The 17,318-nt window shown below is 60.5% G+C and carries 21 protein-coding genes and 1 tRNA gene; 11 read left to right on the top strand and 11 right to left on the bottom strand.

What is annotated here, in order from left to right; all coding sequences use genetic code 11:
• Positions 1-40: 40 nt before the first annotated feature.
• The 7 genes from ACODSR_RS00530 to ACODSR_RS00500 all read right to left on the bottom strand — a co-directional run bounded on the left by ACODSR_RS00530 (position 41) and on the right by ACODSR_RS00500 (position 5,741).
• Positions 41-1,207, bottom strand: a complete 1,167-nt coding sequence (locus ACODSR_RS00530; RefSeq protein WP_489072710.1) for a site-specific integrase — start codon at positions 1,205-1,207, stop codon at positions 41-43.
• Positions 1,208-1,445: 238 nt separating this feature from the next.
• Entirely contained in the window at positions 1,446-2,792 is a 1,347-nt protein-coding gene (locus tag ACODSR_RS00525; protein WP_489072708.1) for a VapE domain-containing protein, read from the bottom strand.
• Positions 2,793-3,303: 511 nt separating this feature from the next.
• The gene (locus ACODSR_RS00520) at positions 3,304-3,681 is read right to left on the bottom strand and encodes a hypothetical protein (RefSeq protein ID WP_489072706.1); all 378 of its coding nucleotides are present in this window, start codon (positions 3,679-3,681) and stop codon (positions 3,304-3,306) included.
• A 107-nt stretch (positions 3,682-3,788) separates the two neighbouring features.
• Positions 3,789-4,142 carry a hypothetical protein gene (locus ACODSR_RS00515; RefSeq protein ID WP_489072704.1) on the bottom strand — a complete coding sequence of 118 codons (354 nt, stop codon included), beginning with the start codon at positions 4,140-4,142 and terminating at the stop codon, positions 3,789-3,791.
• Between the two features lie 80 nt (positions 4,143-4,222).
• Positions 4,223-4,855, bottom strand: coding sequence for a DUF4230 domain-containing protein (locus ACODSR_RS00510; protein ID WP_489072702.1), 633 nt, complete (start codon positions 4,853-4,855; stop codon positions 4,223-4,225).
• On the bottom strand, positions 4,852-5,370 hold the full coding sequence (locus tag ACODSR_RS00505) for a DUF4352 domain-containing protein (protein WP_489072700.1): 519 nt from the start codon (positions 5,368-5,370) through the stop codon (positions 4,852-4,854). The genes ACODSR_RS00510 and ACODSR_RS00505 overlap by 4 nt, the downstream gene beginning before the upstream one ends.
• A 14-nt stretch (positions 5,371-5,384) precedes the next feature.
• Positions 5,385-5,741 (bottom strand): hypothetical protein, encoded by a 357-nt coding sequence (locus tag ACODSR_RS00500; protein ID WP_489072698.1) that lies wholly within the window; start codon positions 5,739-5,741, stop codon positions 5,385-5,387.
• Positions 5,742-5,894: 153 nt separating this feature from the next.
• On the opposite strand from ACODSR_RS00500, the gene ACODSR_RS00495 reads away from it, so the two are divergent.
• The 4 genes from ACODSR_RS00495 (at position 5,895) to ACODSR_RS00480 (ending at position 7,486) form a co-directional block, all read left to right on the top strand.
• Entirely contained in the window at positions 5,895-6,113 is a 219-nt protein-coding gene (locus ACODSR_RS00495) for a helix-turn-helix domain-containing protein (protein ID WP_489072696.1), read from the top strand.
• A 147-nt stretch (positions 6,114-6,260) separates the two neighbouring features.
• Positions 6,261-6,446 (top strand): hypothetical protein, encoded by a 186-nt coding sequence (locus ACODSR_RS00490; RefSeq protein WP_489072694.1) that lies wholly within the window; start codon positions 6,261-6,263, stop codon positions 6,444-6,446.
• Between the two features lie 20 nt (positions 6,447-6,466).
• Entirely contained in the window at positions 6,467-6,925 is a 459-nt protein-coding gene (locus ACODSR_RS00485) for a GIY-YIG nuclease family protein (protein ID WP_489072692.1), read from the top strand.
• A gap of 36 nt (positions 6,926-6,961) precedes the next feature.
• The gene (locus ACODSR_RS00480; RefSeq protein ID WP_489072690.1) at positions 6,962-7,486 is read left to right on the top strand and encodes a hypothetical protein; all 525 of its coding nucleotides are present in this window, start codon (positions 6,962-6,964) and stop codon (positions 7,484-7,486) included.
• Positions 7,487-7,631: 145 nt separating this feature from the next.
• Here the strand turns inward: ACODSR_RS00480 and ACODSR_RS00475 are convergent.
• Positions 7,632-7,707 (bottom strand) — tRNA-Thr (locus tag ACODSR_RS00475).
• A 189-nt stretch (positions 7,708-7,896) separates the two neighbouring features.
• Between ACODSR_RS00475 and ACODSR_RS00470 the strand changes: the two genes are divergently transcribed.
• The 5 genes from ACODSR_RS00470 to ACODSR_RS00450 all read left to right on the top strand — a co-directional run bounded on the left by ACODSR_RS00470 (position 7,897) and on the right by ACODSR_RS00450 (position 13,996).
• Positions 7,897-9,225, top strand: a complete 1,329-nt coding sequence (locus tag ACODSR_RS00470; protein ID WP_489072688.1) for a PAS domain-containing protein — start codon at positions 7,897-7,899, stop codon at positions 9,223-9,225.
• A 335-nt stretch (positions 9,226-9,560) separates the two neighbouring features.
• The gene (locus tag ACODSR_RS00465) at positions 9,561-10,844 is read left to right on the top strand and encodes a CmpA/NrtA family ABC transporter substrate-binding protein (protein ID WP_489072686.1); all 1,284 of its coding nucleotides are present in this window, start codon (positions 9,561-9,563) and stop codon (positions 10,842-10,844) included.
• 14 nt (positions 10,845-10,858) lie between these two features.
• The gene (ntrB, locus tag ACODSR_RS00460) at positions 10,859-11,815 is read left to right on the top strand and encodes a nitrate ABC transporter permease (protein WP_489072684.1); all 957 of its coding nucleotides are present in this window, start codon (positions 10,859-10,861) and stop codon (positions 11,813-11,815) included.
• A gap of 13 nt (positions 11,816-11,828) precedes the next feature.
• Complete coding sequence (locus ACODSR_RS00455; RefSeq protein ID WP_294131059.1) at positions 11,829-12,635, top strand: ABC transporter ATP-binding protein; 807 nt, start codon at positions 11,829-11,831, stop codon at positions 12,633-12,635.
• Between the two features lie 134 nt (positions 12,636-12,769).
• Complete coding sequence (locus ACODSR_RS00450; protein WP_489072682.1) at positions 12,770-13,996, top strand: NAD(P)/FAD-dependent oxidoreductase; 1,227 nt, start codon at positions 12,770-12,772, stop codon at positions 13,994-13,996.
• Between the two features lie 134 nt (positions 13,997-14,130).
• Here the strand turns inward: ACODSR_RS00450 and ACODSR_RS00445 are convergent, their stop codons facing one another.
• Both ACODSR_RS00445 and ACODSR_RS00440 read right to left on the bottom strand, forming a co-directional pair.
• Positions 14,131-14,634 carry a 2'-5' RNA ligase family protein gene (locus ACODSR_RS00445; RefSeq protein ID WP_489072680.1) on the bottom strand — a complete coding sequence of 168 codons (504 nt, stop codon included), beginning with the start codon at positions 14,632-14,634 and terminating at the stop codon, positions 14,131-14,133.
• The gene (locus ACODSR_RS00440) at positions 14,631-15,170 is read right to left on the bottom strand and encodes a peroxiredoxin (protein ID WP_489072678.1); all 540 of its coding nucleotides are present in this window, start codon (positions 15,168-15,170) and stop codon (positions 14,631-14,633) included. Before ACODSR_RS00440 ends, ACODSR_RS00445 begins: the two co-directional genes overlap by 4 nt.
• A gap of 110 nt (positions 15,171-15,280) precedes the next feature.
• Here ACODSR_RS00440 and ACODSR_RS00435 point away from each other — a divergent pair, with 110 nt between their 5' ends.
• Positions 15,281-15,700 carry a sugar transporter gene (locus ACODSR_RS00435; protein ID WP_489072676.1) on the top strand — a complete coding sequence of 140 codons (420 nt, stop codon included), beginning with the start codon at positions 15,281-15,283 and terminating at the stop codon, positions 15,698-15,700.
• A gap of 43 nt (positions 15,701-15,743) precedes the next feature.
• Positions 15,744-16,163 (top strand): sugar transporter, encoded by a 420-nt coding sequence (locus ACODSR_RS00430; RefSeq protein ID WP_489072674.1) that lies wholly within the window; start codon positions 15,744-15,746, stop codon positions 16,161-16,163.
• A 97-nt stretch (positions 16,164-16,260) separates the two neighbouring features.
• On the opposite strand, the gene mltG is transcribed toward ACODSR_RS00430, so the two are convergent.
• Positions 16,261-17,232 (bottom strand): endolytic transglycosylase MltG, encoded by a 972-nt coding sequence (gene mltG, locus ACODSR_RS00425; protein WP_489072672.1) that lies wholly within the window; start codon positions 17,230-17,232, stop codon positions 16,261-16,263.
• Between the last annotated feature and the right edge of the window lie 86 nt (positions 17,233-17,318).

Here is a 17,318-nt window from a genome sequence, read left to right as displayed (position 1 = left end):
TAACCCACAAAGGCCAGCACACGGACGGGAGGATCAATTTTCAGCGAAGAGCAGGGCTGCCCTTCATTTTCTTCGCTCCGGCCTCGACTGCGGCCAGCAGCGTGTCGTTCGCCAGATGGCTGTAGCGCATCGTGCTCTTGTGATCGGCGTGACCCAGCACCCGGCCGACCGCGAAAAGATCCACGCCCGCATTAATCATGAACGATGCCGCGCTGTGACGAAGGTCATGGATGCGCAGGTCTGGCAGCAGAGCTTCATCCCGCGCCGTCTGCCATGAATGCTTGATCGTGACGAACGGAAGCTTGGTATCGGGGTTCGGCAGCAGGTAGGGACAGTCCTTGAACGTGGGCACCGACTTGATCAGGTCGACCGCCGGTTGGCTCAGGGGCACATGCCGCGATTTTCCCGTCTTCGATGTCGGGATCAGCCACGCGCGTCGTTCCAGGTTGATGTGCTCCCATTTGGCTTGCAGCAATTCCGACACCCGCGCGCCAGTCAGGAGTAGCAGACCAACGATGAATTTTAGTTGGGTGTTGCGGGACTCCGCAACCGCCGTTTGCAGCCGCTTTGCTTCCGCCGCATTTAAGAACCGTTCGCGGGCATTGTTGATCGGCTTGCGAGGGATGCCCCTTGTCGGGTTCTTGTCGCTGCCCGCCATACCCCACTGCTTGGCCAGTTCGAACGATCGGCCCAGGATAACCCTGATCTTCTCAACCGTGGCGGGCGCAAGCCCCTCCCCTGCTTTGTCGGCCAACCACTGAGCAACACCCTGCTGCGTAATGTCGGTGAGTCGGTGCTTCCCCCACTTCGGCAGAATATGCCGGTTCACATACATGGCGGTCGTGTCGTATGATCGCTGATACGTTTTGGCGTGGGCAAGATGTTGATCGGCCAAGGTCGAATAAAGCGGGATGGCCTTTTTCTCCGCCTTTTCCGCGATTGGATCGCCGCCGAGCGCCACCACCGACCTTAAACGCTCCGCCTCTTTCCGCACCTTGTCCACAGTAAGGTCGCCATAGCGGGCAACCTTCTTATCCTTTGTCTGACCAAATTGGTTTTTATACCGATAGTAAAACGTCTTTCCGCCGCTGGATCGAACTTCCAGAAAGAAGTTTTTGATTAGCGTATCATAATAGGTTTCCTTGTCCTTTTCAGGGTCGCACTGGACCGAGCGGCAAAAGTCCGCCGTCAAATGTTGAATAGCCATTGCATTGTCCTTTTCTCAAATGTTGAGGCCGCTGGGACGCGACCGAGTCAGTTGAAGGGTGAAGGTGCCGGATGAGCGGTTCGGGTCTGCTGCGTTCGGAGGATCGGCCGCACGAGCGGTCCGACGCTGACGGACCCCGCCCGACCACAGCGCGCAGTCGGACAAGGTGGGGGGTGGGGAGGCAGCCGGGCGAGATTTGCCCTGCCTCCGTGCCTCCTTTACCCCGACAGCACCAAAGCTAATCGAATCGGGGCTTTGGCTTGCCGCTTGTTGAACGCTGACCGCTTGGTTCCTTGTAGGACAGCAGCGGAACACGCCACTTGTCGCTGCCCTTGATCCTTTTTGGATCGCCGTAGAGCTTGCGCAGAATACTTCCGCACTCCCTCGCCTGCGCGTTGGTCGGCCTCTCGATGCCAACATCCACAAGCAACTGCATCGCGCCCACGGCAGGGCGCTGGAGCCGATCTTCTTCCGAAACGTCCAGGTCGATCGCCGCCATCAAGCTTTCTTCCACGACGCTAACCATCTGATGCTGGCTGTTCTCAGCCTCCAGCGCCTCTTCTTCGGTCGGGTCGAGCCACCAGATTGCACCGCCGTCCAGCATGTCCGCAAGTTGCGCAAACACTTGCTGCATGTCGATACCATGGTTGAAGTCGATCGATTCCGCACGGATCGTCCACCACCGGCTGTTGCCGGTCGGATCGACCAGAAAGTTGGTTTCGTTCACGCTGGCCATGAACACGGTGCGCCGTGGCTGATCTGTCTCGCGACGACCATAGGGTTTGCGGATCTTGTCGAAATCGCTGGTGAGGAAACCCTTGAGCCGGGCGATATCCTTCTTGAAGGACGAGTCCACCTCACCGATTTCCACAAGCAGATGTGACGTGGCGATCATGACCGAGTCTTTGTTGCTTGGGTCCAAATGATGATCGACCTTGACTATGTCGTCGCGCAATTCCGGATCGTCGATCAAAGATTTCAGCCAGGATGTCTTGCCGATACCCTGCTTGCCCTGCAAGGTCAGGACGCCTCTCGACTTGAAACCGGAAGGCATGAGGGCTGCGGCGGCGGCGCTCAACATCCACTTCCGCAAGAGCAGGTCACGAAGCGATGGAGGATAACCCTCACGGACCTGGATCGTCTCGTACAGGGCTGGAAGCCGATCCTCTCCGTCCCATGGCTTGCTCCTGATCCAGTCTGCCGCTGGATTGAAAGCATGCTCGTCCGCGATCGCGTCGAGAAACATGGGAACGGTGCCGATGGGCATGTTGTACGAGGCCGCAAGGCTGATGACCTTGGCAAGTGTCACCTCCGCTGCATTGTCGATAGTTCCCCGATGGCCGGGAATGGTCACATAGGCGCGCTTTTTAATCAGATTATATTGCACGACTATCCCGTGGGCCTTCAAGATGGCCTTGAGATTGGGAATAGTCGCGGGGGTATATTGGTAGCGATCTCCTTCGTCAGGAAAGGCGACGAGCTTTATCACATGCTCTTCGGGCACAAGCTGGAGCGCCGTGGAAACGGATTTCCGCTGAGCGTCATTTAATTGTGGTGATATGTTGTTCAAATTTTCAGTGGGCATTTGCGAACTCCTAGAAGAGAGCTTCGCGAGAAATCATGGCAGGTTAGCTTAAGCGAAGGCGTCGCTTGTCTATTCCGTGTTTCCGATGTCAGGCGAGTTCGCGATCAGTTGAGAATGCGTTACCGATAAGGTCACGCGAAGCCAAAAATCCTGGCGCCTCTTAACAGAAAGCGTCCGATCTCTTTTTCACAGAAGTCCGTGGCCGATGACAATCGGCAAGCTACGCAGCAATCTCAAGTCAGCAATTAAACTGATCTAACAACCAGCCGCGTAGAGATGAAGAGACGGTATCTACATCCTGCTCCGATTATGCAGCGTTGCCGGTCGTCTCCGCCACAGAGCAAGGCAATAATAGATGGCCTGGGGTAAGGTTCCGATGAGCCGATAAATATTCTTGATGAATTGTCGTTGGGCGGAGGAAGTTGCGAAAGTCGCCCCCCTCCCCCCACCCCCCCCGGCCGGGTTCGACCAGTGCGATGCCGATGAAAGTTAACGGCAACGCCAGTGCGTGCTATTGGCGTCGCCCTTCGTAACTGTTTGCGGATGTGGCCCGCAGGATCGATCGGCAAAGCTTCGCCAATCCGTTTGGGCTTTCCCGATCCTCGATCAGCAGCACGAAGGCGAAGCCACTGTTGCCGATGCAAACGGTCCACTCAAAGAAGCCGCCATGGTCGTGCAGCACATCCACTCGCGGGACAAAGGATGGTGAGCCAAAGCGATGGCCATCCGCTTCCAAAGGGGAGAAGCCGATTTCTTCCACCAGCGCAGCTTCAGTGTCGTCGGCGGTCAGCACCACCAGATGAGTGTGATTGGCCAGCCCAGCTTCAAAGATTTGTGCAATGCGCCGTTGCAGCAAAGTTTTGATGTCGGGGCGCAGCGGCAGGATCAAGGCGTGAACCATGGCGACACGATCGGGTAGTGAGAGCATTTCGGTCGTCCTTTGACGGGCACAAAAAAGGCGCTGAAAAGCGCCTCGTGCGATTGATGATGAAAGAGTCAGACGTGGGCGCGACAGAGCGCCAGCAGCCTTGGGTCAATGCCTTCCACGTTCGGCACGATCAGGACATGGCCGAACCCGTCCGAGACGATGATGGGCGCTTCATAGGTTTTGCCGTGTCGCATCACCCATTCAAAGGTCGGTGCACCGTCTATAACGACTGGAACGCCAAGCGCGGTTTCGATGTCGCCAAGCATGTCGCCCTGCTCCACGATGGCGAAAGTGCCGATGCCCGTCAGTTCGCCGCACTCGATCAATTCGGCGCGCCGGAGTTGCAACAGGGAGGCAATGTCGGGATCGATCGCGTGATCCAGCCAGGCGGCCAGTTCCGCCCAAGTGCGAATAATATTCATGGTTTGTTCCTTTTACGCGCAAAAAGAAACCCCGCTGGCGCTGGACCAACGGGGCTTCAAAGGTTGATGGTAGATCGGAATTAGAAGGTCGCGATGACCTTGACGTCCGGTTGCCCCGCGATGCGGAGCGGTATTTCGAAGAAGCTGGTGATGTTGTCTCGCGCCCGGCGCTTGGCCATGTCGATGAGGCTGGCTTGCTGGGCCTGCTTCACCATGGTCTTGCGCGCCGTCGTGTAATTGAGGCGGTTGAGTTCATCGATTTCAGCTTGGTCGAAGGTGAGAAGGCCGCCGTTGAGCGTGGTGGCGTTCTCCGGCTGGAAGGCAATCTCGCCCACCTCCAGCGGCGGCAGCTTCACCCGCACCAGCTTTGCCTGTTCGTCGAAACTGACATTCGCCATCGTCAGCCTGGACAGATCGACATGGTAGCTGACCACGGCTGGGACATAGAGTTCCTGACGACCGTGGAGGATGATCCACCGCGTTCGTTCGGCCCAGACTCGCGCCCCGCCCTTGTAGGTGAACACCAGCAGTTTGTTTTCCTGCCGCAGGCTTTCGACCGTGGTGGACAGAACTTTGCTGGTGTCGGTGCGGAAGATGCCGTCATAATGGACTTCCTCGTCCAGCATCTCGCGCGGTGCCACCCAGTAGCCCACGCCGAACGTGACAGCGCAGGCCAGCAACAGGCCGGGGATCGGAACTTGCGTCCCGGTCACTGGAGGGCGAAGGTCATCGCGGGATCGGTGTTGGCCGTCACCTTCCACGTTGCCTTATCGAAACCGGCTTTCGCGATTTTCCAGACCGATACGACTTTGGTTGCTACGCCCGGATTTAGATCGACGGTGAAGCTTGCCGCATCTGCTGAATCCATCGCCATGGCTCCAACCATGTCATCAACGGTATAGCTCTGCCCGTTTCCGTCAGCCAAGGACAGGGTTGGCCTTTCCGCGATCCCCAGCGCCTTGTCCGCCGTGTTCTTGAGCCGATATTTGATGACCACGAAAGTTTCGGTCGGTTCAGCCTTGGGACCGATACCAGCAGGGCCGATCTGACCCATGGTCTTTACGGTGTCGATCGTGATTTCGACGCCAGCCGCTTTGCCGGTTTCCCCCAAAGCAATGGGTTTAACTTCCGGTTGAGCAGTCGCCTCGCCGCCAGTCGTTTGAGATGTCGGCGCTTGGCCGCAAGCGGACACCAGCAACAGCGCCGCGAAGATGGATGATTTGTGCATGGGTTCTCTCCTATTCATTTCCAGACCGCTTCGACGAAGGCGCGGCAGGCTGTTCTCGCGTTGATGATGTTCCGGCCGACCGAGACACGCAGGGTCTGTTCGTTGATGGGCTGGATTTCCCTGCCCCGGCTCTTGGCTTCCTCATAGGCGCGTGTTGTCGCGATCGATCGGCAGGCCACCAGCAAGGCGTCCGCTTCCGGCACGAACTGATAGCGCGAATAGCGAAGATCGACCGTGAAGCCGTTGGCTGTGTCCTTAATCTCGAACTTGGCATTCTTATCTCCGCCAGCCGTCAGCGGCTTGGAGACATCGGCAGGCGTGGTGCAGGCGGACAAGACCGCTAGACACAGTAAGGGTATGGCTTTGTTCATTGGTATTTCCCCTTTCATGGGATGACCGCCAAAGCGACGGCGCGTTGAGGCACCCACGTCCCGACCTGATTTATCGGAACATGCTGCCAAGGCCAGCGAAAATGACACGATTGGTATACAGACGTAGGCGTGGCCTTCCGGCCATCTCGCTGCATGGATGTTGTCGAGCTTCTAGGTGCGAATGTGCGCCACTATCGGAAGCTGAAGGGCATGACGCAGGAGCAGCTTGGCCTCGATGCGGGCATGGAGCGTAGCTACGTCAGCGATTTGGAGCGTGGCACTCGCAATCCATCCGTTCGGGCGGTGGCACGGTTGGCAGATGCTTTAGGTGTCCAGCCGCACGAACTTCTTTTGGCAAACCTCGAAGGCTGACTGCCCGTTCGTGTCCGGCGTAGCGGCGGCAAAGGTCGATCAGGTCGCTGTCGATCGTACTGTCATCGTCGCACCTCACCAGCCGTTGTGCCACGAGGGCTTGCAGCGAAGCGTCGGTGAACGATAGGATGGTAAACATCGAGGGGGATGAAGCTTGTAGTTCAATCATGGCTATTTCCTTTGGACACAAAAAAGCCCCAGGAAAATCCGGAGGCGGTTGAAGGCAGTGAAACGCTACCGAAAGGCAGCGGAGTTAGAACAGGCGCGCAACAAGCCTTTGCTGTGGCCTATTCATATAAGATGGCTGGATTCCCGCGCTTTTCTGTAGTGTGAAACTGAACGGAAGTAGTCTGTTGAACGAAGATTTTGCCGAACACGCTGGCCGTATGCCTCAACTTTTCAGTAGCTTAGTTTCAAGCGAAGCAATCCCTATCGCGCCGTTGTCAGCTTGGAAGAATCTGGGTGCGATCTACGTCTTTTATTACGACGACAGCCCTGAACACGTTGGACGAACGAGAAATCTTCAAGCCCGTATCCGTGGTCACCTGACTGCGAGCCATTATTCAGCGTCGTTTGCGTTCAAGCAAACCCGGCGTGTGATGGCTTTAAAGGCAACGTATCGCCCCGAAGGTTCAAGGGCAGCCCTATTTGCAGATCCAGAATTCAGGGCAGCATTCGACACGCAGTCCAACCGATTACGGCAAATGACGATGCGCTATCTAGCTGTAAAATCACCGATAGATCAATATTTGTTGGAGCTTTACACAGCGATGGAACTGGACCTGCCGCTTGACGAATTTGATACTCACTGAACGGGTGGTCGGCATTATCTGAAAATGGGTGAGGTTATGCAGACGATTAGCCAACGAGCAGACCAACTGTATGCTCGCGCGGAAGAGGAGATGGGGGTTGCCCTAAATGCCTTGCGTGCAAGACACTCAGCAGAAGGCGTCTTGCAAAGCGGTGCCACTATTCGGCGGGCAGTGGCTATATTCCACGAACTTACACTGGCTACGACTGGCAATGCCCTCAACCAGATCGGCGTACGCGTCGAACATCGCGGCCGGAAGTGGCGGAGTATGGTCGATGACGTGGAGGAAGCGGCCGATCGCTATTTCGCCTCCCATCACCCTGAATTAGAAAAAACGTTGCTGCTTGCAAGCCGAACCGGGCCACGAGACGCTGAATCCCTAATTGCAACCGTTCACCGGGATATGACAGACCAAATTTCTGCGTATCGTGAAGGGTGGACGGCTCCCCGCCACAAACCATGGATAGAACGTCATCCTATTCTTTACGCCGCCGCGCTCCTCATTCTTGGCGCGCTTGCCAGCGGAGGGATAACGGCGTTCGTTGAATCTGCTGGTCGATAGCGCTGTTTACACCCATTCCCGCCCCACGTGCCACCCACTGGGACGCACCGGAATCAAGCCCAAAGGCCCATAAACAAGGCAACCCATCGGCCCTAAGCCGGAAGGCACTTTCCCTTTGATTTCTGAAAGTTGCCTATGGAAGGGCTGGTGCCGCTTACAGGACTCGAACCTGTGACCCCCGCATTACGAATGCGATGCTCTACCAACTGAGCTAAAGCGGCGTTGCGGCGGGCAGATAACAGTGGTTGGGCCTAAGGACAAGCGGGCAATTGCATTGTCGGGCCGGTCTTTTTGTGGGGAGCGCGGCGGGCGGGGCGTTGATCGCCAGCATCTTTACGGCAAATTTACCATCCGGTGCCACTGTCGAGTCCCAAAGAGGTAGAATTTTGCCTGAAATAGGGACCGACCGGATGGACACTCTGCGGGGGCATGACGTCGCCAACGACCAGGACGACTTCGATTATGTCGAGGATGCGGCAATCGACGCACCGTTGACGGTGGTGTCGGACGAGCGACGGATGCAGGTGCGCGCCTATAATTATTGGGCGTCGCTGCTGGGTGACCGCGCGCTGCCATCGATCGAGGATCTGTCGCCCGACCAGCTGGAGGATTTCGGACCGCACAGCGTGTTGCTGGATTTTTCCACCGGCCTCGACAATCCGGCCATCGTCTATCTGGGCACCGCCTTGCGGCAGGAGTGCGAGATTGAAGGCAACATCAGCTATATCAACGATGTGCCCGCTCGGTCGCTGCTGTCGCGGCTGACCGACCATTATCTCCAGATCGTCGCCAATGCCGCGCCGATCGGGTTTGAGGCGGAATTCGTCAACCAGCGCGATGCAGAGATATTATATCGCGGCATATTGATGCCCTTTTCGTCCGATGACGAGACGATCGATTTCGTGTTCGGCGTGATCAACTGGAAGGAACTGGCCAGCCGCGACGAGCGGCAGGCGCTGGAAATGGAAGTCAGTGCGGCGCTCGCCAACGCCATGCCGGGGCGCAGCGACGCGCCGGTATGGGCCGATGGTCCGGCGGGCGGCGAGACGGTCGATTCGGCGCCCCTGCCCTTTGCCGTGCCTACGCCAGCCGCATCGTTCGATGAGGAGCCGCTGGACCTGTCCGGCATGGAAAGCCCGACCGAGGACGCACCGCTGGCCGACTGGCTGGCGCTGGCGCGCGATGGCGCCGATCAGGTCCGCACCAGCGAGGCGCGCAGTCATGCCGCGCTCTATCGCGCGATTGGCCTGGCTTATGATTTCGCGCTGGTGGCGCAGGCCCGGCCAGACGACTATGCCGAACTGCTGGCCGATTGTGGCATCAAGGTGCAGGCCCGCAGCCCGATGACCGCGATCATCAAGCTGGTTTTCGGCGCGGCTTATGACAAGACCCGGATCACCGAATATGCGACCGCGCTCGACCATGGCTGGGCATTGGGCCTGGGCGTGGGCATGTTGGCGGACCATCTGTCCAACTATACAGGCGGCCTCAAGGCGCTGGTGCGCGACGAGCGGGCGTTGCGCCGGGCCGAAGCCCCACCGCGCCCGGACAAGCGCGAAAGCGCGCGCAGCGCGATGAAGGCCGCCGCTGCGATCGACCCGCAGGCACTGGCCACCGATGCGGACGGGCTGGCAATCGTCGTCGCACGGCGCGAGGCTGACGGCACGGTGGTGCTGGTCGCAGCCCTGCCCGAAGGGTCGGAACTGGCGCAGCGGGTGATCCTGGCCGCGGCACGTTAAGTCAGCGCGGCGCTTGACGCGCTGAAATATCCGCCCGCGATGCACCGGTGCGCCGCCGCCCCGTTCGATTTTGCAGCGCACCAAATATCCGCTTGCGTCGAAACGCGAATCGACGGATAGTCTGTGTCGGCGCGATGACGTGCCTTATGGGTGTTCCTTCCGACGGGGGAACGGGACGCCCCTCATGAAACAGCAAAGCCGCTGTCCAGCTTTTCGCACATGCGAAGGTCTGGCCTGCGGCTTTTTTTTCGTTTTGGCGTCGGGCGTTGCGATCAACCCGCCTGCTCCGCCGAACTGCTTTCACCATCATCGACTTTTCCGAAGGGGGCTTCGCCATGGATAACAAGACCGACAAGAGCAGCACACCGAACCGGCGGCAGGTGATTCGCAGCGCAGGCACCGCCGCGCTGCTGACCGCCGCGCATCAGGCATTTCCGTCTGGCGCGTTTGCCGCCGGTGCCGGACCGGAAGTGAAGGGGGCCAAGCTCGGCTTCATCGCGCTGACCGATGCCGCGCCGCTGATCGTGGCCAAGGAACTCGGCCTCTTCGCCAAGCATGGGATGCCCGACGTGGTCGTCGCCAAGCAGGCCAGCTGGGGCGCGACCCGCGACAATCTGGTACTGGGTTCGGGCAGCGGCGGCATTGACGGCGCACATCTGTTGACGCCGATGGCCTATTTCCTGTCGCTGGGCGTCGCCGCCAAGCAGACGCCGATGAACATCCTGGCGCGGCTGGACGTCAATGGTCAGGGCATTTCGGTGTCGAAAGACTATCTGTCGGCCAAGGCCGGACTGAATGCCGCAGCGATGAAGGGCGTGATCCAGCAACGCAAAGATGCAGGCAAGAAGGTCACCATGGCCATGACCTTCCCCGGCGGCACCCATGACCTGTGGCTGCGCTACTGGCTGGCGGCGGGCGGGATCAACCCCGACGTCGATGTCAGCCTGATCACCGTCCCGCCGCCGCAGATGGTCGCGAATATGAAGGCCGACACGATGGACGCCTTTTGCGTGGGCGAACCGTGGAACGACCAGCTGGTCGCGCAGCAGCTGGGCTATACGGCGGTTTCGACCGGCCAGCTGTGGATGAACCATCCCGAAAAAAGCTTTACCATGCGGGCCGACTGGGTAGCCGCAAATCCGCGCGCGGCGATCGCCATCACCGCCGCCGTGCTGGAAGCGCAGCGCTGGGCCGACAATCCGGCCAATATCTCTCGCCTGGCGATGATGGTGTCGGGCCGCGATTATCTGAAATGCCCGGTCAGCGACATTGCCGACCGTTTGCAGGGCAATTTCACCATGGGCGACGGACGCAAATATCCCAACGCGCCATTCAAGATGAAATTCTTTAGCGGCTATGCATCCTTCCCCTACAAGAGCCACGACCTGTGGTTCCTGACGGAAAACCAGCGCTGGGGCCAGTTGCCCGCCAACCTCAACACCAGCGCGATCATCGCCAAGGTCAACCGGGCCGACATCTGGCGCAAGGCGGCGGCGGTGCTGGGCGGCAAGGGTCCGGCCAGCGACAGCCGGGGCGTCGAAAAATTCTTCGATGGCAAGACGTTCGATCCCGCCAATCCCAAAGCCTATCTGGCCAGCCTGAAGATCAAGAAGATCTGAACCGGAGTGTCCCCATGCCCTCTCTTTCCTCACTCAAGGTCGTTCCGTTGATACGGGACGACCCACAGGCCGCCGCTATAGTGGCTCCGGCACCGGTCGAGGCGCTTGTCGCGCCGGTGGCTGCACCCGCCGCCCCGGTTGCCGGGCTGGCGCAGAAATGGCTGGATCGCGGCAGCAATGTCGCCGCGTCCGTCTTGCCGACCATGCTGATGATCGTCGGCCTGTTGTTCGTCTGGCAGCTCAGTTGCAGCGGTCCCGACGCCAGCTTCCCCAGCCCGGTCAAGGTTTGGGAAGAAAGCCATGAGGTGATCATCCATCCGTTCAAGGGCATCACATTCGACGCATCGGGCCTGCATATCGAAGAACAGGGCGATGTCGGCATTGCCGGCCACATATTGACCAGCCTGTCGCGGGTCATGATCGGCTATGGCATGGCGGCGGTCGCTGGCATCGCGCTGGGCGTGCTGATCGGACAAAGTCCGTTCGCCTATCGCGCGCTCGATCCGCTGTTTCAGGTGCTGCGCACCGTGCCGCCGCTGGCCTGGCTGCCGATCAGCCTGGCGATTTTCCAGAAGGCCGGACCATCGGCGCTGTTCCTGATCTTCATCACCGCCATCTGGCCGATCATCCTGAACACCGCGTCGGGCATCCAGCAAATCCCGCTGGCCTATCGCAACGTCGCCAAGGTGCTGGGGTTGAACCCGATCGAATATTTCCTGCGCATCATGCTGCCTGCCACCGTGCCGCCGATGTTCACGGGACTGCGTATCGGCATCGGCATGAGCTGGCTGGCGATCGTTGCCGCCGAAATGGTGCAGGGCGGCACCGGCGTCGGCTTCTTCATCTGGGACAGCTATAACAGCTCGCTTTTGACCGACACCATCGTCGCTTTGCTATGGATCGGCATGGTCGGCTTCACCCTGGACCGCATCGTCGCCGCCATTGGCCGCGTCGTCGCCCGATCGAACTGAAAGGACCGGTTCCATGAAACAGAGAAGCTATCTGGCGATCGAGGATGTCACGGTCGAATTTCCGACCAAACAGGGTCCGTTCTGCGCGCTCCAGTCGATCGACCTGTCGGTCGAGCGCGGCGAGTTCGTGGCGCTGATCGGCCATTCGGGTTGCGGCAAGTCCACCCTGCTCAATGTCGTGGCGGGGCTGGTGAAGCCCAGCCGGGGCGTGTTGTTCCTGGACGGTGACGTCATCAGCGGCCCCGGCCCTGACCGCGCCGTGGTGTTTCAGGACCATTCGCTGCTCCCCTGGCTGACGGTGGAGGAGAATGTCCGACTCGCCGTCGACAAGACCGCCGGGGACAAGAGCAAGGCGGAGCGGCGCGACTGGGTGCTGCACAATCTGGAACTGGTGCAGATGGCCCATGCCGCGCGCAAGCGGCCGGGCGAATTGTCGGGCGGCATGAAGCAGCGCGTCGGCATCGCCCGCGCCATCGCGATGAAGCCGCGCATCCTGCTGATGGACGAACCCTTTGGCGCGCTCGACGCCCTGACACGGGCAGCGTTGCAGGATGTCGTCATGGAGTTGCAGGCAAGCCTGAACAACACCGTGCTGATGATCACCCATGATGTCGATGAAGCCGTGCTGCTGGCCGATCGCGTCGTCATGATGACCAACGGCCCGGCGGCACGCATTGGCGAGGATCATGCGGTGGCCATGGCCCGTCCGCGCGATCGCTTGAAGGCGCTCGACATGGCCGAATATGCTGCCGCGCGTCATGCGGTGGTGCATTTCCTGCACGAACGTTATCGCAACCCGACGGTCGGCCGCGCGGCCTGATTAAGGCGACATAAGGGGCGCGGCGGCAGGAAGCCGCGCCCTTTTTGGCCGGGATCGCCGCATATCCCCCCTTGCCACCACCGGCAAAGCGCGCCAATCAGCGGCGCAACGGGGATAAAGAGGATAGCGGGCCAATGAGCTATTATGACGTGTTGATCGTGGGCGCGGGCCATGCGGGGGCGCAGGCCGCGATTTCCCTGCGCCAGTCGGGCTTTGACGGTTCGGTCGCGATGATCGGCGACGAAAAAGACCCGCCCTATGAGCGTCCGCCGCTGTCCAAGGAATATTTTGCGGGCGACAAGAGCTTCGACCGCATCCTGATCCGCCCCGCCACCTTCTGGGGTGAGCGCAATGTCGACATGCTACTCGGTCGCCGGGTCAAGAGCGTCGATGCGGTCGGCAAATTCGTGACCGCGGGTGACGAGGAAATCGGCTATGGCAAGCTGATCTGGTGCACTGGCGGCAATCCCCGGATGCTGACCTGCAATGGCGCGGACGCCGCCAATGTCCATGCCGTGCGCCGCCGCGATGATGTCGACGCCATGATGGCGAAGATCGACAGCATCAACCATGTGACGATCATCGGCGGCGGCTATATTGGCCTCGAAGCTGCGGCTGTCCTGTCCAAATTCGGCAAGAAGGTCGTGCTGCTCGAAGCACTCGACCGGGTGCTGGCGCGAGTCGCTGGCGAAGAATTGTCGCGCTTCTACGAGGCCGAACATCGCGCCCATGGCGTGGACCTGCGCACCGGCGCGCGGATGGACTGCATCGAGGTCACCGATGGCAAGGCAACCGCCGTGCTGATGCAGGACGGTGAGCGGATCGCCACCGACATGGTGATCGTCGGCATCGGCATCATCCCCGAAACCGGCCCGCTGATCGCGGCAGGCGCAGCCGGCGGCAATGGCGTGGACGTGGACGAATATTGCCGCACCAGCCTGCCGGACATCTATGCCGTGGGCGATTGCGCCGCGCACGCCAACCGCTTTGCCGGTGGCGCGCAGATGCGGGTGGAATCGGTGCAGAACGCCAATGACCAGGCCAAGACCGCCGTGGCGCACATCATGGGCAAGGAAGAGGCCTATGACGCTGTGCCATGGTTCTGGTCGAACCAATATGATCTGAAACTCCAGACCGTGGGCCTTTCGACCGGCTATGATCAGGCGATCCTGCGCGGCGATCCCGCGATGCGCAGCTTTTCGGTCGTCTATCTCAAGGGCGGCAAGGTCATCGCGCTCGATTGCGTCAATATGGTCAAGGACTATGTCCAGGGCCGCGCGCATGTGCTGGCGGGCGCGGCGCTGGATCAGGCGCAACTGGCGGATGCGAGTGTGCCTTTGAAGGAAGTCGGGCTGGCGTAACATAAATTCCTCCCCCATCGGGGAGGGGGACCGCTCGCGAAGCGAGTGGTGGAGGGGTATCTCGCTATCGTTAGGGCGACACCCCTCCGTCAGCACTTCGTGCTGCCACCTCCCCTTGCAGGGGAGGAATGGCCCTACCCCCGAAAACTGGCCTTCATCGCCAGTTCCCACGGGCCACCGCGATAATGCCAGGCGGCCAGCCCGGCGATGGCGAACGGGCGGGGCTGAAAATCAGCGCGCAACATTTGCGCCAGCGCCTTGGCCTCCGCGGGCTTCACCTTGTTCTGGACCGTGACGTGCAGGCGCGGTCGGGCCTGATCCTGCGGCGTCAACAGGCCGGTGAAGGCGTCGGCCAGTTCGTCACGCATCGCCATAAGGTCTGGGCTGTCGATCCGGTAGGCGACCCCCTGCCCCAGCAGCATGACGTCGCTCAGCCGAGCGACCGGCGCGCGGCCCCGACACAGCGCCTTGATCCGGTCCCCTACCTCCCCCAGCGCAGAGGGCGGCAGATGGTGGAACAGGGTGATGTGTGCCGACAGCATGTTGCGGTCGGGCGGGAAATGCGCGCGGCGCAGTCCGTCCGCCCAGGCAAAGTCCGCCGCACCCATCAAGGCGCTGACGATGATCGGGGCGCTCACCCGGCGGGATGCGCCTTCAGCCAGTCCAGCACCGGTTCGGGCATCGATTCGCCATAGGGGTCCTCATCGTCGCCAATGTCGTTAATCCCCGGTTCCTCGAACCAGCCGACAATCTTGCCGTCGTCCACGACCATCGCATAGCGCCAGCTACGGTCGCCAAAACCCAGGTGATTTTTCTTGATCAGCATCCCCATGCGGCGGGTAAAATCGCCCGACCCGTCGGGCAGCAGCTTGACCTTCTGCAACCCCAATTGCTTGCCCCACTGGAACATGACGAAGGCATCGTTGACCGATATGCAATAGACATCGTCCACGCCCAGTGCCTTGAAATCATCATAAGTGCGCTCGTACGCCGGGCATTGTTCGGTCGAGCAGGTCGGGGTGAAGGCGCCGGGCAGCGAAAACACCACCACCCGCTTGCCCGCGAACAGATCGCCCGTCTGCACATCCTGCCAGCGAAAGGGGTTCGGCCCCTCTACGCTCTCGTCCCGCACGCGCGTCTTGAGGGTTACATTCGGTACGGATCGTCCCAGCATGGCTCATGTCCCTTGTTCGTCTCGCCGCTTCCGCGCGGCCTGCAACAAGTATATGATCGGTCAACGGCGGCCCTGCAACGGGACACGTCATAATGGGAGGGGATTGGATCATGAATACACCACGATATTTCACCATCATCGCCATCATCCTGCTGCTGTGGAACCTGATGGGGCTGGCCGCCTTCGTCATGCAATATACAGCTGATCTGACCGAATTGGCCAAGACCGATCCAACGACGGCGCAGGCCTTTGCGGCCATGCCGCCATGGGTGTGGATCGCCTATGCCATCGCTGTTGGCGCAGGGACGCTGGGGGCGATCGCGCTGCTGATGAAGAAGGCCGCCGCCGCCAGCCTGTTCCTGATGTCCGTCATCGCGGTCATCGTGCAATTTGGCTATACGTTCCTGGGCACCGATCTGCTGGCGGTGAAGGGACCGTCGGTGTTCGCTTTCCCCGCCTTCATCGTGGTAATGGCGATCATCCAGTTGCTCTACGCCCGTAATCTGGTGGGCAAGGGCGTGCTGCGCTAATCGACACGCCAGCGCGGCGAGCCGGCGGGAAAGGAACTGGATCATGCAGACGCCGCGTTCTTTTTGGGCCGTTGGTCTCGCCGCGCTGGCGTGGAACCTGCTGGGCGGCATGTCCTTTGCCGCCCAATATGCGATGGACATGGACGAACTGGCGAGAACCGCGCCCGATAGCGCGCGGGTCTATGGCCAGATGCCCGGCTGGGTCTGGGCCGTGTTCGCGCTTGCCGTAGGTGCCGGGACGCTGGGGGCGGTGCTGCTGCTCATGAAGAAGGCGCTGGCGGTGCCGGTCTATACACTGTCGCTGGTGGCGATCATCCTGCTGTTCGCGCAGAATTTCCTGGCGACTGACATGCTGGCGGTGGAGGGATGGGACGCGGTGCTGGTGCCTGCGCTGATCTTTGTCGCGGGGGTTGCGCAACTGCTCTATGCGCGGGCGATGAAGGCGAAGGGGGTTTTCGGGTAAAACACGTCCGTCATCCCGGACTTGATGCGGGATCCAGAGCGGCCCGCATGGCCTTCCGACGCCCTGGATCCTGACGTTCGTCAGGATGACAGCAGCTTTATAGTTCGCCGCGCGATCGCCTGATCTCGAACCATTTGCGCACATTTTCATTATGCTGCTGGTAGGTATCGGCGAAGATATGGCCGCCCTTGCCGTCCGCGACGAAATAGAGCGCCTTGGTCTGGGCCGGGTGCAACACGGCGGCGATCGACAGGCGGCCCGGATTGGCGATCGGTCCCTTGGGCAAGCCGACCATCGCATAGGTGTTATAGTCGTTGACCGCCGCAATTTCCGATTTGCGGATGCGTCGGCCCAGCGGCTTGCCCCGCGTGATCGGGTAGATGATCGTGGGGTCGGCCTGGAGCATCATGTTGGTGCGCAGCCGGTTGCTATAGACGCCCGCGACCATCTGTCGTTCGGACGGGAGCGCCGTTTCCTTTTCGACGATGCTGGCCAGGATGATCGCCTCTCGCGGGCTTTTGGCGACCGTGTTGGGCGCGCGTTCGGCCCAGAGCTTGGCCAGTTCCTTGTCCATCGCCGCCTGCATCCGCGCCAGCACCGCCGCGCGGCGCTCGCCCTTGTCGAAGGCATAGCTGTCGGGCAGCACGCTGCCTTCCTCCGGCACCTTGATGTCGCCGGTCAGCTGGTCATTGGCCATCAGCCGCTCATGCACCAGGATCGACGGCATCCCTTCGGGAATGGTGATCAGGCGGGTGAGCGTCTTGCCGCCTTGCAGGATCGACAGAATATCGCTGTTGCTGGCGCCTGCCGGGATGACGAACTCGCCCGCCTTGATCGACGTGCCGCCGCCAAATATCTTCGCCCGCGTCAGGAAGGCATCGGCGGACAGTACCGCGCCCGACCGCTTGAGCAGCACCGCGGCATCCGACAGCGTCGCCCCGTCCGGCACGACGATGCTGACATCCTGTTTCGCCGGGCCTTGCTCGGTCCAACCAGCCACGAAACGAAAGGCGATGAAGGCCGCAACGGCCAGGCCGACAGCCAAGATGATGCAGCCAAGCTTCTGCATGGGATTTGCGCCGGATCGTCTCGCCATCATCACAACCGCCCGACCAAAAAATGCTATATGCGATCCTCCCCGTTAAAGGGAGGTGG

It is taken from the genome of Sphingobium sp. FG125 (assembly GCF_057809795.1).
Note: the sequence above shows the minus strand (reverse complement) of the source record. Positions and strands in the feature narration are given on the sequence as shown.

Excerpts from the sequence above, each read along its gene's own strand:
- ACODSR_RS00530 (WP_489072710.1), bottom strand. The coding sequence starts at position 1,207 with ATGGCTATTCAACATTTGACGGCGGACTTTTGCCGCTCGGTCCAGTGC.
- ACODSR_RS00525 (WP_489072708.1), bottom strand. The coding sequence starts at position 2,792 with ATGCCCACTGAAAATTTGAACAACATATCACCACAATTAAATGACGCT.
- ACODSR_RS00515 (WP_489072704.1), bottom strand. The coding sequence starts at position 4,142 with ATGAATATTATTCGCACTTGGGCGGAACTGGCCGCCTGGCTGGATCAC.
- ACODSR_RS00505 (WP_489072700.1), bottom strand. The coding sequence starts at position 5,370 with ATGCACAAATCATCCATCTTCGCGGCGCTGTTGCTGGTGTCCGCTTGC.
- ACODSR_RS00500 (WP_489072698.1), bottom strand. The coding sequence starts at position 5,741 with ATGAACAAAGCCATACCCTTACTGTGTCTAGCGGTCTTGTCCGCCTGC.
- ACODSR_RS00495 (WP_489072696.1), top strand. The coding sequence starts at position 5,895 with ATGGATGTTGTCGAGCTTCTAGGTGCGAATGTGCGCCACTATCGGAAG.
- ACODSR_RS00490 (WP_489072694.1), top strand. The coding sequence starts at position 6,261 with ATGAAGCTTGTAGTTCAATCATGGCTATTTCCTTTGGACACAAAAAAG.
- ACODSR_RS00480 (WP_489072690.1), top strand. The coding sequence starts at position 6,962 with ATGCAGACGATTAGCCAACGAGCAGACCAACTGTATGCTCGCGCGGAA.
- ACODSR_RS00470 (WP_489072688.1), top strand. The coding sequence starts at position 7,897 with ATGGACACTCTGCGGGGGCATGACGTCGCCAACGACCAGGACGACTTC.
- ACODSR_RS00465 (WP_489072686.1), top strand. The coding sequence starts at position 9,561 with ATGGATAACAAGACCGACAAGAGCAGCACACCGAACCGGCGGCAGGTG.
- ntrB (WP_489072684.1), top strand. The coding sequence starts at position 10,859 with ATGCCCTCTCTTTCCTCACTCAAGGTCGTTCCGTTGATACGGGACGAC.
- ACODSR_RS00455 (WP_294131059.1), top strand. The coding sequence starts at position 11,829 with ATGAAACAGAGAAGCTATCTGGCGATCGAGGATGTCACGGTCGAATTT.
- ACODSR_RS00450 (WP_489072682.1), top strand. The coding sequence starts at position 12,770 with ATGAGCTATTATGACGTGTTGATCGTGGGCGCGGGCCATGCGGGGGCG.
- ACODSR_RS00440 (WP_489072678.1), bottom strand. The coding sequence starts at position 15,170 with ATGCTGGGACGATCCGTACCGAATGTAACCCTCAAGACGCGCGTGCGG.
- ACODSR_RS00435 (WP_489072676.1), top strand. The coding sequence starts at position 15,281 with ATGAATACACCACGATATTTCACCATCATCGCCATCATCCTGCTGCTG.
- ACODSR_RS00430 (WP_489072674.1), top strand. The coding sequence starts at position 15,744 with ATGCAGACGCCGCGTTCTTTTTGGGCCGTTGGTCTCGCCGCGCTGGCG.
- mltG (WP_489072672.1), bottom strand. The coding sequence starts at position 17,232 with ATGCAGAAGCTTGGCTGCATCATCTTGGCTGTCGGCCTGGCCGTTGCG.